We start from the raw sequence: 16,934 nt of genomic DNA on the forward strand, positions 1-16,934 counted from the left end.
TTGGGCCGCTTAGGGATACTGGCGGGAGGAGGAAACCTTCCCCAGATCGGAATGAGAGAAGCTATCGCTGCGGGCGAAGATCCGATCTTTCTTTCCATAGCCGAATCCGATTTCAAACCGGGGGATTACCCAGACCGAGTCGTGCCTATTCGCATCGCAAAGATAGGCGGCCTTTTGAAGGCTTGTAAGACGAATAAGATAGATCGTCTTCTTCTATTAGGAAAAGTTAAAAAAGAGATCATATTCAAGAGCTTAAACTTCGATCTAAAGGCGATCGCACTTCTTGCCCGAATGGTGAATCGGCATGACTATTCTATTTTCAAGACAGTGGCAGAAGATTTTGAGAAAGAAGGCATCAATATCATTTCCCAAAAAACTTATCTAAAATCGCTTCTACTTCCCGAGGGACGTTATACTAAAAAGTCCTTAGATAAGAAGCAATTGGGGGATGTCGAATTCGGAATGGAATACGCGGAGAAGATCGCCCACCTGGATATAGGACAGGCAGTCGTAGTCGTAGACAAATCCGTCTTAGCGGTAGAAGCGGTAGAAGGAACCGATCAGGCCATTCGAAGAGGTGGGCAATTCGCCAAGAAGAGAAAAGCGGTCGTATGCAAGAGCTCCAAACCCAGTCAGGACGATAGATTCGATCTTCCTACAGTTGGTGCTGACACACTAAAAACAATGAGCGAAAGCAACTGCGATATTCTCGCTCTCCGAGAAGGAGAGACCATTGTGGTCAATCCTGCGGAATTTATTAGCCTTGCAGAAAAATTGAAAATCCATATCTTGAGCATCGGCCGTGGCAACGTCTCGAAAATCAATTCTTCCCAAAAAAAGCTTCGCAAAGACTAAGAAGCCTTCCGAGAAACAAAGGATCCCAGATCCTTCTGTGTCCTCTTCTCCTGTTTTTCTCATGTTGGCAGGAGAACATTCCGGAGATCTACTCGGTGCCGAATTATTAAAAGAATTAAAAAAACATGATCCTGATTTCGGATTCTTCGGAATAGGCGGCCCGAGAATGCTCGAAGAGGGATTCGAATCCATAGAGAATATGGAAGAACTCTCCGTAATCGGGTTCACTGCAGTTCTATTCAAATACAAATTTCTAAAAGCACTTATGGAAAGACTGGTCGAAGAAGCGATCGCTCGCTCCTGCACTCATGCCATACTGATCGATTATCCTGGTTTTAATTTAAGATTGGCCGCAAGGCTAAAGGCGTTGGGGATCAAAGTGATCTTCTACGTTTCTCCTCAGCTTTGGGCATGGAATTTTAGCCGAATCCATAAGATCAAAGAATGCGTGGACTTAATGCTCGTCCTATTTCCTTTCGAAAAGAAGTTATACGACGATTATGGGATAAGATCCGTTTTTGTAGGACATCCTATTGCCCAGCGTATTAAGGAAAAATTAAGAAAGGAACATCCGATTCAATTGGAAGAAAAGCCTGGGAATTGGCAGACGATCACGCTCATGCCAGGTTCTCGCTCCGGTGAGATCCATAGAACCTTGGACACTCTATTAGAAGCTGCGGCATTGATCCACCAAGAGATGGAAGCAGAGAAGAAGCATGTTCGCTTTCTTATTCCGAATATCAACGTTAAAGAAGAAGAATTTATTCAATCCAAGATCCAGGCAATCCAAGCTCTTCACTCAGAAATCCATATAGAATATCTATTCGATCGTTCTCTCAGAGCGATAGAGATCTCAGACTTAGTGCTTGTGACTTCCGGAACTGCGACCTTAGAAGTGGTTTATTTCGAAAAACCAATGGTGATTCTCTACAAGGTGAGCATGCTCACGTACTTCATCTCTGCCCTACTTATCAGAACTCCTTTCATCGGTCTTGTGAATATACTGAGCGGAAGGGAAACAGTTAAAGAACTCATCCAAGCGGAATGCACTCCAGAAGAAGCAAAGGAAGAATCTCTGGCCATTTTGAAGAGCAAGAAATATAGAAACCAGATGATAGACGAGATCAAACTCGTAAAAGAATCCTTGGGAGAAGAACACAGTTCCAGAAATGCTTCCAAGGCAATCCTACATTTCCTAAAAGAAAAGCCAGCGCAAGTCGATTGATTATTCTTTAAAGCAGCCTTTATTCGTTTCTTTAAAACGAAGATAGAAAGCAGAAGTTGCCAAAGGCTGATTAGATTCAGAAGAAGCCGAGTATACGGTTCCATTCACAGAATACTTAGGCGAATCTGATTCGATATACACATTCGCAGTCGCATTCACATTTCCGGATTTCCAATAAACGTTTCTGAGAGGAGGAGTCCCAGGATTCCAATAATCGAATCCCATCTCGAAGTTGGGATGTAAAGGAACTGGGAATTCACCTTTTCCTTTCCAAGCAGTATTCGACAGTTTTACTTTTTCTATGGTGACATACATTCTATCATGCATGTCTAAGAAATTATTCCCGTTGAATCGAATGGTAGCATCTGTATCCAAAGTTTGAGGAATCAGATCACCACCGCAGAAGGAAAATGTAGGAACTCCCCAAGGTAGATTCACGGTTTCAAAATCTATATTGAAGTATGGATTGTCAGATCCGTACGTAAAATACGAGATCAACTTCCCTTCTCCTGGACCGGAAAGTTTTCCTTCCAAGCGAGATTGAGAAGCCGCAAATTTCAAATTAGCTTCCAACTGACCCATGCTAGGCAGGTCCTTTTCCCATTTTACTTCTTTAGAAGAAAGCTTGATCATTCCGGAAGGATACTCCATAAAATATTTGTAAACTGGAGTTCTTATAAATTTGATCTCGGGGATAAGCTTCTCCATTCGAGTATGAATGTCTTCTCTTACGATTTGTCGTATAGAACGGTACAAGGGAAGATAATTAGAAATCAGGATCGAATCTGTATTCAGATCTAAGTTATACTCTCCTTGCAGAGGAAAATAAGCGCTACCATCTCCCTTAAATCCCTTTCTATATCCAGTCTTTCCTTTTAAGATTGCAGACCAAGGCAAACCGAATTGCTTTCCTTGCATAGAAGCTTCTAAAACTCCGGCTTGATTCCAAGTCAGTTCAGCCTTACGGATCTCGAAATCCAAATATGGATCCTTCCAGCGAAAGTCTTCTAAGGAAACCTTAGCTTCCGACTTCAACCAATCTCCGTAATTTCCCGTCTCGCTCCCCTTCCAGATCAATTCCAAGGAGCCTCCGAATTTATCCAGATCCGAAGAAACAGGCAAATAATTCCTGGTATCATCCAAGTCTTGGATAGAAAGAGAGAGATCCCAAGTCTTCAGTCCTTTCTCATTCTTTGTTTTTACAAGAGTAAGCTTATCTTCTCCCACGGAAATCTTATGATCCTCATGAGAAGAATTCACTTGAGAAGAACGAGTCCACTCATGATCCAAGTCCACATCCTTCCATTCCCAAGCTTCTTCCTTTAAAGGAAGTTCTTGCAAGACGATCCCACTCACTCCTGAGAATTCCGTTTTACCTTTTACAGTTAGATTTGTTCCATCTGATTCTAAACTTGCCTGGCCGGAGATCTTTCCTGTCCTCGGATAAAACGGAGAGAATTCGGAATACAATCCTCCTGCCGCCTCCGCTTTCGCATTCTTGAATAGAATGTCGAGGCTCATGTTCTTGCTTCCTATATCTGTAACGAATCTTCCCTTTACGTACCTGAATCCTGGAATAGGAAGAAGAGAATCGGAAATCTGCACATTGATCTTAGTGCCTTCCTTGCGAATATCGAAATCGATTCCTTTTACGTTTTCTAAAAGCACCTTCCCGCCCTTATAAACGGTTACAGTAGTATCTTCTAAACGTATCTCAGGAATATTGATCTTATGGATATAAGATAGGATTTCGCCGGAAATCTTATCTTCCATATCAATACTCAATTGCGCATTACGCACACGAATCGCTTTGACAGAAGGTTGTCCCTTCCAAAGTCCTCTAAGAAGCAACTCGATCTTATTTGCTTTGAAGATCATTCTTTGAGAGGCAAAGTCCTCATCGCTGGAAATCTTTAGGTCTTCGATAAATACGTGGTTCGGGAATTCGTATTCGACCACTCCCAGAGTCACCGCGCGATCCAACTCCTCATTGATGAATCCTCGGGTTAATTCCTTCACTCCTCTTAGGTCTAAGATCCTACGAACGAAGTACCATTCGGCGGATTCTTTGGCTGCCGCAAGAAGAAGCAGAAGCACGATCGCAGCAATTGAGATTTTTCTAAAGGAAGGTTTCTCTGTGACCGCTTGGATACGAAGAAACCAATAGGAAACGAAATGATAAATGCGAGAAGGGACCGGAATTTCGAAGGAAAACCGGTCCGTTTTGATAATCGGATTCTTAGGAATGGGAAAGGAAAAACGAATTAACGTTGGAGAACCTGGTTGATCTTCTCCGAGGTTTCCTTCAGTACCAGACTTTCCGGAAACTTCTGTAATCCTTCTTCCAGAACCAGCTGACATCTTTTGTATTCCTTAATTCTGTAGAAACTAACCACTACCGTTTCATAATAAAAGAGATCTTTTTCAAAATTCTTTTCTTTGGATGCTCTTCCCAAGATCCCAAGAGCTTGGCCATACTTCTCATCTTCGAAGTATGCTTTAGCCCACATTTTTTTGCGGGTTACTGACTCGAAATCCCTATCTACATTGTCCGATTTACGGAAATGCACGATAGCATTATCATAATCGTTGATTCCCAAATATGCAGATCCGAGATAATGATCCAAATGCTCCAGATTACGTCCGTCTTTGGAATTCTGAAGTTCTCTTAAAACGAGAGAAGCCTCTTTGAAAGACTCGATTTTCAGTAGGAGTTTAGCTTTTTGAAGAAGAAGTTCGGAGTATCTTTTATCTTCCGGGCGAACATCAGTCATTTGCTGATCGATCCCTTTAATATCAGCGCGGACCTGAGTTTCCAAATTGGCGGAAACTGCGCCTTCTTTCTGCGCGCTCGCACATGCTAAGAGGATTTGGGTCCCGATAATGAATATGGCGAGGTGTTTACTCATTTTCTCATCCGGTTTTCAATTTTTCAAGTTCTTGCAGGAAGTCATCTGTTTCCTGCTTTCTGGTCTCCTCATTGGAGAGCCAGTCCAAGGTCTCCGGATCTATCTCTTTTAAGAAGCGAGAAGGCTCGGAGGCCAATTGCTCCCCAAATTTGCGGCGATTCGCGGCTCCTGTCAAGCATAAATGCCTCTTCGCCCGAGTCATCGCTACATACATCAATCTTCGCTCTTCATCCACGGATTGATCTTCTAAAGTAGCTCTTCCAGAAGGCAGAATCCCCTCTTCGAGACCGACGACATAAACAGATTCAAACTCCAAACCCTTAGATTGATGAATGGTGAGTAACTGTACTCGATTGTCTTCCTTCTCATCAGAAGGTTCGTCTTCCATCAACATCGCCAAACGATTGATAAAATCGAATAATGTGGGTTTGTCGCCCGAATCATTATTTTCCTCAAAAAAGGCTAACATATTCACCAATTCTGACATATTGTAGATTCTGGCTTTAGCGACCTTTTCTTCCTTCTCTTCTAGAAGGATCTCCTTCTCTAAACCAAGATCCGCGATTAATTCTCGTAAGGCGAAGAAGAGCCTAGGAGAAGAGGAAAACTTCTTCTTAGCCTTCTCTATCAGATTCACAAAATTATAGATCTCAGAGGAGATCTTTCGGTTCAGATCCGGAATGAAATCAGGAGACTCGCATACACGGAATAATGTCTCATATAAGGACTCTTTGTTATGAGCGGCCTTCTCATGCACAAGTGCGATGGAGCCGGCTCCTATCCCTCGTTTCGGGTAATTGATGATCCTCAAAAGAGAAGCATCATCTTTTTGGTTTGCGATCAAACGGATATAAGAGATCAAATCTCTCACTTCTTTTCGATCAAAGAAATTATATCCGCCCACTACTTTGTAAGGCATGTCTCGAGAACGGAGTGATTCTTCGAAAGGACGAGATTGAAAATTCGTCCGGAACAAGATTGCGATCTGGCTTCCCTTTCTTGCTTCCTTGATGATCTCTTCGCGGATACTCTCGACCACCCATTCGGCCTCATCCTTCTCATCCATTCTCTCAACGTATTTGACCTTGAGAGCACCTGGAACCTTAGAGAACAATTCCTTGGATCTTCTGGAGACATTGTGGCGAATGAGGGAATTGGCAGCGGATACGATAATATCAGTGGATCTATAATTCTCCAAGAGGCGTATAACGTTTGCTCCTGCAAAATCCTTCTCGAAACCTAAAATCAGGCTTACATCAGAACCTCTAAACGCGTAGATAGACTGATCATCATCTCCTACCACGCAAAGATTATCAGACTCTCCCATGAGAGCGCGAAGAAAAACATATTGGACAGGGTTCGTATCTTGAAACTCGTCCACCATGAAATATTGATACTTCTTATGATATTCTTCTCTAACTTCTTCAAACTCAAGCAAGAGTCTTGAAGGAAGAAGAATTAGATCGTCGAAATCGATAGAGTTCTGTTCTTTCAAAGTATCTTGGTACTGCTGGAAGAGAGAAGCAGCGAGCAAATCCCCTTCTGTAATAGAAGTTCTCATCATCTCCAAATACTCAGGTCCCGAGTTCTTGATCCTGGAAATCTTAGAGAGAACTTCCATGACCTGAGGACGTTTCGGCTCCAACTTCTGGGCAACGAGCATTCCTGTTACAAGACCCTCTTGGTCGGCCTGGTTCAATAATAAGAAAGGTTGCTTATAGCCTATCTTCTCGATATGCTTCTTCAGGATACCGAGTCCCAAAGAGTGAAATGTAGAAAGCGCGATCCCTTTCAAAAGATTTCTGGGAATTAATTTGCGAACCCTTTCGCCCATTTCCTTCGCGCTCTTGTTTGTAAAAGAGAGAGCAACGATCTTTCCTGCGGGAATATGGTGGTCCTGGATCATGTGAGCGATTCGATTCGAGATCACACGAGTCTTTCCGGAGCCTGCACCGGCAAAGATAAGAAGAGGACCCTGCACTGTTTGCACGGCTCTTTGCTGTTCCGGAGAAAGATGCTGGAACACGGAAGAACTAGCTTCTCTTTCCTTTGGCTTTTTCTTTTGGATCTGCTTTTCTACCGGAATAGAAATTTCGGCTTCTTCCGGCTTGGAAGAAACTGAAGGAGAAAATTTCGGATTTGAAGAATCGAATTCCGATTCAGCGACGATTTCTGTTTCGCCGGAAGGAACTCCTTCTGTATTTTGCGGATCCAGAGAATCTATTTCCGGATCGGAAGAAAGATCGGACTCCAACTCTGAGATGATTTCTGTTTCTGTAGGCACTTCGACAGAAGTTGCTGATGTAATTTCGATTTCAGGAGAAGGAGTTCCTTCTAGGCTCTGAAAATTTGATGAGCTGAGACCGGATTCAGTCTCGGAATTTAGAAGATCAGATCCGGAATCTAAGATAACTTCTGTTTCTGTAGGCACTTCGACAGAGCTTACGAATTCTTCCTCCGCCTCATCATCCCCATAGAAAGAATTTCCATACGAATCTTCGGGACTTTCTTCCGGTTCCGCCGAAGTCATGGTCTCCGAAAAACTCAGGAAGGGCAAAGACTCCTCCGAGTATTTCGGTTTCTTCTTCGGAGAAGGATCGCCGAAAGCAGTTGGATTAGATGGATCCGTTTCTTGGTTCATGGATGAAAAATTAGAAAGAAAAAGCGACCCAAGGCTCGAAAAAACCAGGTTTTCCAGGCCGAGTTTAGCTTCTTCTGTAAGCGACATAATCCTGCATTTCGAGTTCTTGTCAACCGCGTACAGGCAAAGGTTTGCGAATCTGAAAGCTTTCGAAAAAATTGGAAGAAACTGCGGATTATGCAAGATTTCCTTCCTGATCAGTATTCCCCCGATTCCAATCTTTGGGATTTGGGCGAAAAGCAATCCATCTACAAGTCCCCTATTTTCGAATTGGTTTCTTTTCCCAAGACTTCTCCTGACAAAAAGGTCTCCGGGAATTTCTTCCATCTGGAATCCAAGGATTGGGTAAATGTGATCGCTCTTACTTCCGAAGGAAATCTAATCTTGATCGATCAGTATAGACATGGAATGCATCGCTACTCTCTTGAGATTCCGGGAGGAATCGCGGAGAAAGCAACTCTTCTCGAATCTGCCCAAGCGGAATTGAGAGAAGAGACCGGTCTCTTGTCAGATGATTGGGAATATCTCGGAAAAGTTTCTGCGAACCCAGCCATCCTAGACAATTGGTGTCATACCTTTGTAGCCAGAAATGTTTTTCCTCATGCAGAAGGACAGGATCTGGATGAAAGCGAACAGATTGAAGTGTATCAATACCCTCTCCTGAAAATCCAAGACATTCTGAATCGGAATATTCTTCACCATGGTATGATGGTGGCTGCATTCGGATTGTTCTTTATGAAGTACGGATTAAATCACAAGAAACAGAACTAGCTCAATGACAGACAAATCAACAACCACTCATCCATTCATCTCTCTTAAAGTACCTGAGTTTAGGAATTTCTTAGCAGGCAAATTCTTAGTCACTCTTTCCTTCGTCATGCAATCGACAGTGGTCTTCTGGCAGATCGATAATATCACACATGATGCATTCTTTGTCGGCCTCATAGGATTTGCCGAGCTTGTGCCTAACGTGACCGTTTCCTTATTCTCAGGATTGGTCGTTGACAGCTTTCCTCGTAAGAAAATCATCTTCCTTTCTCTTAGTGGTCTTACTTCCAGTTCCTTCTTACTTTTATTATTTACCTTACCCGAATTCGATTGGGTTCTTAGGGATTACTCGGTTTGGCCGATCTATTCTGTGATCTTCTTCTCTGGAATTTGCAGAGGATTCTTATCTCCTAGTATCGCAGCATTCCAAACCCAACTCGTATCAAAAGAGATCTTTCCGAATGCTGCTACCTGGAGCGGGGTTGCTTGGCAAGGTTCTGCGGTTTTAGGACCGATGTTAGGTGGACTCCTTACAGGATTCAACGGAGTGCAGGCCGCTTATCTCGCGGATTTCTGTATCATGCTGTTTTCTCTCCTTCTTCTTTCATTCTTAGTTCCTTCTAAGCCTGTTCCGGAAAAACAAGGAGAGAAGGAATCCATCTGGAAAAGCTTAGGAACCGGCTGGAAATTCGTGTTTAGCCATCAGTTGATACTCGGCGCGATCAGCTTGGATCTATTCGCAGTTTTGTTCGGAGGAGCAGTTGCTCTTATTCCAACCTTCTCGCGAGAAGTTTTAGGAATGGGTCCGGAATATTATGGTATTTTAAGATCCGCTCCTGCGATTGGAGCAGTCCTCTGTGCCCTATTCATCGCTGTCAAACCTCCTAAGACAAATTCAGGGATCATTCTTCTTTCCAGCGTATTCGGTTTCGGGATTTGCATGATCGTATTCGCTCTTTCCAAGGACTTCTATCTTTCCTTTGCCGCACTCGTAGTCAGCGGATCTTTCGATATGGTAAGCGTTGTGATACGTCATACGATCGTTCAGATGTATACACCGGAACATATGCGGGGAAGGGTCTCTGCAGTGAATAATATCTTTATTGGTTCCTCCAACGAACTGGGAGCCTTCGAGTCAGGAGCTGCGGCCAAAGCATTCGGACTTGTGCCTTCCGTCGTTATCGGAGGAACTCTCACTCTCCTAACCGTAGGGATCGTTACCGCAATTGCACCTCGCCTTCGAAAAATGGATCTAAAGGATATAACGGTTTAACTTTTCATGGATAATATTCTCACCCAACAAGAAGCAGCTCTTAGATCCGGACAAATCTCGGATGTACATTATTCTCTCCAGCTAAAACTGGAGAAGGGCTCTCAAGAATACGAAGGCGATAGTACAGTTCGATTCGTTTATACAGGTGGGAAGAAAGGAAAGCTGAAAGTCGATTTCGTTTCTCATAAGATAGAGATCCTTTGGCTAAACGGAAAAGAAGAAACCAAATATGAGAAGAAGGACTCCTTTCTTCTTATCCCGGGAGAAATCCTACAAGAAGGAAAGAACGAGCTTCGTATTCATTACAAAAATCTTTTTGATCATAGCGGCTCCGGTTTTCACAAGTTCACGGATCCGTCTGATCATGCGGAATACATGCATACAGACTTCGAGCCATTCGAAGCTCACAGGTTATTTCCTTCCTTCGATCAACCCGATCTAAAGGCAATTTATGATCTGGAAGTGACCGGTCCTTCCGAATGGACCTATATCCACAACACTGTTCCTCTAAAAGAAGAAATCCAGGGAAATTATAAAAAGATAAAGTTCAATACTACTAAAAAGTTCTCCACCTATCTGTTTTCTCTCATCGTAGGTCCGTATGCAGTCTGGGAAGATAAGGCAGGAGATATTCCTCTTAGGATCTTTTGCAGAAAGTCACTATCCAAATACATGGACGCGGAGAATCTATTTGCGATCACCAAGGAAGCGTTCGGATTCCTTCAAAATTATTTCGGAGTTCCTTATCCGTACGGAAAATACGATCAAATCTTCGTGCCCGAATTCAATATGGGAGCGATGGAGAACGTGGGAGCGGTCACCTTCTCCGAAAGTTATATTTTCAGAGGACCTCGTATCTATTCGGAATACTTAAACCGCGCGAATACTGTGTATCATGAAATGGTCCATATGTGGTTCGGAAATTTGGTCACCATGAAATGGTGGAATGACCTCTGGCTGAACGAAAGCTTCGCGGATTATCTCTCTTATTATTCCATGTCGAATGGAAAACTATTCCCGGATGCATTAGAACATTTTTATGTAAGAGAAGAATGGGCATATAGAGAAGACCAATTGTCTACAACTCATCCGATCGCAGGAAAGGCGGAGAATACTTTAGAAGCGATCAGTAATTTCGATGGAATCTCTTATTCCAAGGGAGCTTCTGTCCTCAGACAATTGATGTATTATGTAGGAGAAGAGAAGTTTAGAGATGCAATGCGTCTCTACTTCAAACGACACGCGGAGAAGAATACTGTTCTGAGTGATTTTCTATCCTGCATGTCTGAAACAAGCGGGATCGATATACGAGGTTGGAGTAAGGAATGGTTAGAAACCACCGGCGTCAATACTCTCAGTCCAATACGACAAAACGGAAGACTCTTCTTATCGCAATCCCCTTCCGAAAACAATGGATTACTCAGAACTCACGCATTACAGGCGACTCTGTTCAAAGAAGAAAACGGAAAATTAAATGAAGTCTGGCGCAAACGAGTTCTAGTCAAAGGAAAGGAAACCCTTTTAGAGGAAACTGACAAAACAGAAGCAACTCTTCTGCTCTTAAACACCGAAGACTATGCCTATGCAAAGACATATCTGGGCAAAGACTCGTTTCCTATCCTAAAGAAAAGTTTGCATACCCTTCAGGATCGATTCGCAAGAAGAGTCGTTTGGGGAAGTCTCTGGCAAATGGTCCGAGACGCGGAACTCTCGCCTAGAGAATTTTTAGAATTAGCCTTGGACCAAGGCCTGAAAGAATCGGATCTTTCCGTTCGGAATAGCCATATTCTCACCAAAGCACTGACTGTGATCGATAATTATATCCCAGAATCCGAAAAGAGAAATTGGTCGGATAAAATGAACGCGATAGCTAAAGAGAAATCCCTTCTTGCAAATAATTCGGAGCAAGAACAGATCCTTTGGTTTAGAATATTAGAAAATACTTCTAAATCAGAATCGCAACTCTCTTATCTAAAAGAACTCCTGGATGAAAAGAAAGCCATTCCTGGAATCTCTATGGACCAGGAAAGAAGATGGACCATCCTAGCAAGGCTCAGCGCCTATGGAGATTCCGAATCCGATGCAAGAATAGAGCAAGAACTCTCAAAGGACAATACGGACCTTGGCGCAAAGAAGGCTTTCTTAGCAAGGGTGTCCGTTCCGGATGCAAAGCGCAAAAAAGAAGTTTGGGAAAGATTCCTACACCCCAAAAAAGAAGACTCTACCGATTTCCTTCGCTATGGAATGAGAGGTTTTCAATGGGGACACCAAAAACAATTGCTCTTACCTTATGTGGATCTTTTCTTCGATTCCGTAATTTCAGTATACGAGACAAGAGACCCTCACTTCTCTTCTGCATTCGGGCACATGATGTTTCCTTCTTATGAACCGGACTCCAAGTTATACAATCGAACCCGAGATTTCCTGGAACAGAAGAAGGCTCTTCCTGAATTGCTTCGCAAAGATTTGCAGCAGCAAAGAGATGATATTGCTCGAACTCTAAGAGTATTAGAGAAATATAATAAATAAACAATCCTTCGCTTTCGGGAACGTATATGGAAAATTTTCTGAACTACTTTCGGAATATCACACATTTAAGCCCCGAAAGCGAAAATGCACTGAAAGAAGTTAGTAAATTTTATACCTTTCCCAAAGGATATCTACTTCATAAGCCTGGCGAAATTGCGAAAACCTTTTACTACGTAACAAAGGGAATCGGAAAGTTATATTATTATAAAGGCAGAAAGGAAATCGTAGATTGGATCGGGGACGAAAACACAATTTTGTTTTCTCCGGAAAGTTTCCTAACTCAAAAGCCAGGTTATAATACGATCGAACTCTTAGAAGATTCTGAACTAATCGGAATCGACTACGAAGACATCGAAAAATTGTACCGCAAGTTTCACGATATCGAAAGACTCGGAAGACTGCATGTCACATACGGACTCCTGCTATTACAGGAAAAAGTGAATTCAATGCAATTCGAAACTGCAAAACAAAGATATGATAAGTTAATCAAAGAACATCCGAATTATTTAGAAAGAGTTTCCCTTAAGGATTTGGCTTCATTCTTAGGAATGACGCAAGTAAGTTTAAGCAGAATCAGAGCAGTGAATAAAAATCCAAAATCTTAAGAACCGCAAGTGCCGTCTGCGGATTCGAATTTAACAAATGTTAAGAAATTTTTTACTCAGGGCGAAATTATAATTTGCAGTTCATAACCGCATTAATCGTATTCTGAAAGAATGAGACTTCAACCGATAGATAAACCCAAATCGATTCTTCTAAAACTCGCGTATATCGCTTCTAAAATTCAATTTGGAAAAGTGATCGCTCCACTGAGATTCATTTATTCCAGAAGTACGCCGATTATGATGTCCTCTATGAAAATCCTGTCTACGGAGAAGAAACTCTCCTTACCGAAGGAAATTAAACTTAAGATCAGATTTTTCATAGCGCATTTGAACGAATGTAAATTCTGTTCGAACCTTCAGGATTATATTTCCAGAAAGGAAAGTAAGGAGTTCGTGGAATGGAAAGAACTCTCCGAGTATAAACAAAGTTCCAGATTTTCGAACAAAGAGAAGGCACTATTTTCCTATTTGGAAGAAGTTACTTTTACTAAAAAAGCCTCGGACAGTACTTTCGAAACTCTTAGGTCCTATTTTTCGGAAAAAGAAATCGTGGAGATCACATGGATTTGCGCTACGGAAAACTATTTTAATCTATTAGGAAAACCTTTAGGATTGAATTCGGATGAAATGGTATTTTCAAAATGAATAAAATAAAAAGGGCCCGACTCCGAGCCCTTCTTTCGCGAATCGTTTTTTGAATGAAACGATTGCATAATTTCTTTTCATATTCTCTTCTTGGTGGTTTTCTCTTAAGCCATTACTCTTTTCTTCACAGCGTTTTTTCCGAGGATTTGGCCCGAGTTCTCCGACTTCCAAGTTTCCAATTTCTTATCCATCACTTTAAACCAAAGTGGTGGAACCAGCGCCAATAGGATCATCACTTCGTATCCATAAGGCAATTGTGGACTCTCTTCGAAATGTCGAAGCGACTGGTATCTTCTTCCTGCATTCGCATGATGATCCGAATGTCTCTGCAATTGGAACAAGAACGCATTGGATAAGGTAAAATTCTGATTCCAAGAATGGATTGGCAGAACCTTTTCGAATTTTCCTGGAGCAATCTCCTTTCGTGCTAGTCCATAGTGTTCTATATAATTCACTAATTCTAATAGAGAGAATGCGATCCAACTTTGCACAAAGAAGAAGACGGGAACTTCCCATCTAAACGTTCCCGTTAATATATAGAATACCGCAGTAACTGTTGCGATGAAAAGAAGAGGGATGATCGCAGAGGTGACCATCTCATTTTCCAAGGTCCAAGCTGACTTTCCAAGTTTAGAAAGTCTTTTCTTCTCCAGTTCCCAAGCACTCGTGAGACTTCCGAAAACTGTTCGAGGGTAAAAAACGAAAAAGGATTCTCCCTTTCTGCTCGTAGCAGGATCCTCATGAGTAGAAACGTTTACGTGATGTCCTCGATTGTGTTCGATAAAGAAATGCATATAGCAAACAGTCATCAGAATAAATTTCGAATACCATTGCTCGATCTTAGTATTTTTATGCCCCAACTCATGAGCCACAGTGATCCCGATCCCGCCGGTATTCACACCGATCGCAAGCACGAAGCCGAACCATTCCAAAGCGGATAAGGAATGGGTCTGCACTTCCCAAAGGGCCCAAAGGACTAACGAAAACTGGATCCAGGCCCAGGCATAGGTGAGGAATCTAAAATAGAATTCCTTCTGAAGAGCCGGCACATCCGACTCCTCCGGATTGCTCGAATCCGGCCCAATCACTAAATCCAAGATGGGTAAGGCTCCAAAAACGATGGCAAGTGTCAGAAAATTATAACCACCCCCTAAGTAATACCCAGCTACCGCCAAAGCCGGGATTAAAAAGGCCACCAAAAACGAAACTCTCTTCCAAACACTCATCTGCTCTCCTTCTTCCCAGAAGCCCCAAGAAGAATCTTTTTAATTTATTTCGAACGTTTGGTATTATAATAGAATTTCAGATCGAAGCAAGAAAAAAATCTATAGAGGGTCATTTTTTATAACAATTGTTCTAAAATTGCTTTCTATTGCTCTCTGGAGCGTTTCAGATAGGCTCTAAGGGAAGAAATCTTCAAGTAAACCTATATTCCCCCTCTTGTATCGCTTAGGAAAATAGATAAAATATTTATTTCCTTCATACGCCATTGGGTTTACAGTCCAAAACTTTTTTTCTTGTTCGAGGGGCTTCTCTCAAAAACATGACAATTAAGAAGAAAATTTTTTCTCATCTAAAGCCAAAAGACCCCTAAGCCAAGAAAATACACATAACGTTCTCACTCCGTAGAGCAGAGGTCTTGATGAGTCTTACCGGTTTAAACTTTTATTCATACCTTAGTCGAATCCGAATTCTTAAATCCTATTCCAGCAAAATCATGCTGGTGGCTTTCTTAGGAACTCATGTCCCTTTAATCGCACTTCTCTTATTCTTCGTTCTCTCCACAGCTCAAGATATTGAAACCGGCCTCAAGATCCTTGCAATCGCTCTTGTCGCAACCTTGGTGGGAACTTTTGCTACCCTACTCGCACTTCATAAATTATTAGCACCAGTGGTCCTCACTTCCAAATCCTTGAATCGCTATCTAACGGAGAGAGAGATTCCGAACCTTCCTGTTGGATTTCAAGATGAGGCTGGTTCCCTCATGGCGGATACGGTGACCACTGTTCGCAAATTGGATGAGCTCATTCACTATATGGCGAACTACGACGGACTGTCCGGTCTTCCGAATCGTGATCTCTTCTTGGAAAAACTAACTAGCTCGTTATCCGAACTTGCTAGTAGAGAAGAGGTTCTAAGCTTTCCTGTTCTTTCTTTAGAAGTTACTCATCTCAAACAGATCAGATCCAATTTCGGATTGCATTTGGGAGATCTTTATTTGAGAGCCTTGTCTCAAAAATTAGAAACTCTTTTAGGTCCTGATACTATTATCGCAAGGACTGGAGATGGAGAGTTTTCCTTTTTCCCTACTACTTCTTCTTCGCAAGTACAAGAATCATATTCGGAAGCTTGGGCAGAAAGGATCCACGAGGCAGCTTCTTCACAACTCAATGTAGCGGATCATCAAATTTCTTCTGAGATTAAGATTGGGATCTCAGTCTTTCCTTTCGACGGAAAATCTTCGGACCAACTTCTCTGGAAATCCGAAACCGCATTGAACCAAGCCAAAATGGGAGCAATCTCAAAGATCCAAACTTACTCTTCCGAATGGAAAGAAAGAATGAAGGAGAAGTATCTCTTAGAGAAAGATCTAAGACTCGCGATCCCTAGAAACCAACTCTTCCTTCATTACCAACCTAGAGTGGATATGCGCACAGGCCGTACTGTTTCTGCAGAAGCTCTATTACGTTGGAACCATCCTGATCTTGGGATCGTCTCTCCGAGTATCTTCATTCCTATTGCGGAAGAAAGCGGATTCATTGCCGAAATGGGAGAATGGGTCATCTACAAGGCATTAGAAGACATGGGAAATTGGAAGAAGAAAGGACTTCCTCATACCCGAGTTTCGGTAAACCTCTCTGCGAAGCAGTTGGATGACCCGAATATTACGAAGAAGATCCTGCAAACCATCGAGAAAAACGATTTAAACATGGAAGATGTCGAGTTGGAAATCACGGAATCCTGTTTAATTACGAATATGCACTCTGCCTTGGAAATATTAGGAGAACTGCATTCCTGGGGAATTCCGATCGCTTTGGACGATTTCGGGACAGGCTATTCGAGCCTCTCTTATTTAAGTAAAATTCCTCTCAAGACATTGAAGGTTGATCAGTCCTTTATTAGAAAAATACTTACTGATCCGAATTCTCTCGCGATCTCCAAGACGATCATCGCTCTAGGCAAAAGTTTGGGTTTAAGGATCACTGCTGAGGGAGTGGAGACCGAGGAACAGCTACGTAAAGTCAAGGATTTGGGATGTGACGAAGTGCAAGGATTCTATTTTAGTCGCCCAGTTTCCCTCGAAGACTTAGAGAAGTTCGTATCTAATTAGAAGAAAGTATATTACAATATAGTAACAATGGATTTCTCGCTCAAATAAAACATTCCAATTTCTTAAAACCAGAATCCAAACAAACTTGGATTAAGACATTTATTACATTCTTCTGATCTTCTTTTTTACTTCCGACCTTCGCCTAAGCCTTAT

The 16,934-nt window shown here is 42.2% G+C and carries 12 protein-coding genes; 8 read left to right on the forward strand and 4 right to left on the reverse strand.

Going from position 1 to position 16,934, the window contains the following annotated elements; genetic code table 11:
* Together EHO59_RS14110 and lpxB are read left to right on the forward strand one after the other, a co-directional pair.
* Positions 1–855, forward strand: coding sequence for an LpxI family protein (locus tag EHO59_RS14110; RefSeq protein ID WP_135589069.1), 855 nt, complete (start codon positions 1–3; stop codon positions 853–855).
* Positions 803–2,080, forward strand: coding sequence for a lipid-A-disaccharide synthase (gene lpxB / locus EHO59_RS14115; protein ID WP_425460235.1), 1,278 nt, complete (start codon positions 803–805; stop codon positions 2,078–2,080). Before EHO59_RS14110 ends, lpxB begins: the two co-directional genes overlap by 53 nt.
* On the opposite strand, the gene EHO59_RS14120 is transcribed toward lpxB, so the two are convergent.
* From EHO59_RS14120 to EHO59_RS14130, 3 genes are read right to left on the reverse strand one after another with little or no spacing between them, the layout of a single operon-like run.
* Positions 2,081–4,441, reverse strand: coding sequence for an LIC_12586 family protein (locus EHO59_RS14120; protein ID WP_246052917.1), 2,361 nt, complete (start codon positions 4,439–4,441; stop codon positions 2,081–2,083). It lies immediately after the preceding gene.
* A complete protein-coding gene (locus EHO59_RS14125) occupies positions 4,345–4,989 on the reverse strand; it encodes a tetratricopeptide repeat protein (RefSeq protein WP_135589070.1) in 645 nt (214 codons plus the stop codon). Before EHO59_RS14125 ends, EHO59_RS14120 begins: the two co-directional genes overlap by 97 nt.
* Before the next feature lie 4 nt (positions 4,990–4,993).
* Positions 4,994–7,015, reverse strand: a complete 2,022-nt coding sequence (locus EHO59_RS14130; RefSeq protein WP_167882120.1) for an ATP-dependent helicase — start codon at positions 7,013–7,015, stop codon at positions 4,994–4,996.
* A 792-nt stretch (positions 7,016–7,807) separates the two neighbouring features.
* Here EHO59_RS14130 and EHO59_RS14135 point away from each other — a divergent pair.
* The 5 genes from EHO59_RS14135 (at position 7,808) to EHO59_RS14155 (ending at position 13,450) form a co-directional block, all read left to right on the forward strand.
* On the forward strand, positions 7,808–8,401 hold the full coding sequence (locus EHO59_RS14135; protein WP_135589071.1) for an NUDIX hydrolase: 594 nt from the start codon (positions 7,808–7,810) through the stop codon (positions 8,399–8,401).
* 4 nt (positions 8,402–8,405) lie between these two features.
* Positions 8,406–9,671 carry an MFS transporter gene (locus EHO59_RS14140; RefSeq protein WP_135589072.1) on the forward strand — a complete coding sequence of 422 codons (1,266 nt, stop codon included), beginning with the start codon at positions 8,406–8,408 and terminating at the stop codon, positions 9,669–9,671.
* Between the two features lie 6 nt (positions 9,672–9,677).
* Positions 9,678–12,200, forward strand: coding sequence for an aminopeptidase N (gene pepN / locus EHO59_RS14145; RefSeq protein ID WP_135589073.1), 2,523 nt, complete (start codon positions 9,678–9,680; stop codon positions 12,198–12,200).
* Between the two features lie 26 nt (positions 12,201–12,226).
* Positions 12,227–12,805 carry a Crp/Fnr family transcriptional regulator gene (locus tag EHO59_RS14150; protein WP_135589074.1) on the forward strand — a complete coding sequence of 193 codons (579 nt, stop codon included), beginning with the start codon at positions 12,227–12,229 and terminating at the stop codon, positions 12,803–12,805.
* A 111-nt stretch (positions 12,806–12,916) separates the two neighbouring features.
* Complete coding sequence (locus tag EHO59_RS14155; RefSeq protein WP_135589075.1) at positions 12,917–13,450, forward strand: carboxymuconolactone decarboxylase family protein; 534 nt, start codon at positions 12,917–12,919, stop codon at positions 13,448–13,450.
* Positions 13,451–13,554: 104 nt separating this feature from the next.
* Here EHO59_RS14155 and EHO59_RS14160 read toward each other — a convergent pair whose 3' ends face one another.
* Complete coding sequence (locus EHO59_RS14160; RefSeq protein ID WP_135589076.1) at positions 13,555–14,676, reverse strand: alkane 1-monooxygenase; 1,122 nt, start codon at positions 14,674–14,676, stop codon at positions 13,555–13,557.
* A gap of 491 nt (positions 14,677–15,167) precedes the next feature.
* Here EHO59_RS14160 and EHO59_RS14165 point away from each other — a divergent pair, with 491 nt between their 5' ends.
* Entirely contained in the window at positions 15,168–16,781 is a 1,614-nt protein-coding gene (locus tag EHO59_RS14165; RefSeq protein ID WP_246052919.1) for a putative bifunctional diguanylate cyclase/phosphodiesterase, read from the forward strand.
* The last annotated feature ends 153 nt before the right edge of the window (positions 16,782–16,934 follow it).

It is taken from the genome of Leptospira semungkisensis (assembly GCF_004770055.1).
GTDB classification, from domain to species: domain Bacteria; phylum Spirochaetota; class Leptospiria; order Leptospirales; family Leptospiraceae; genus Leptospira_B; species Leptospira_B semungkisensis.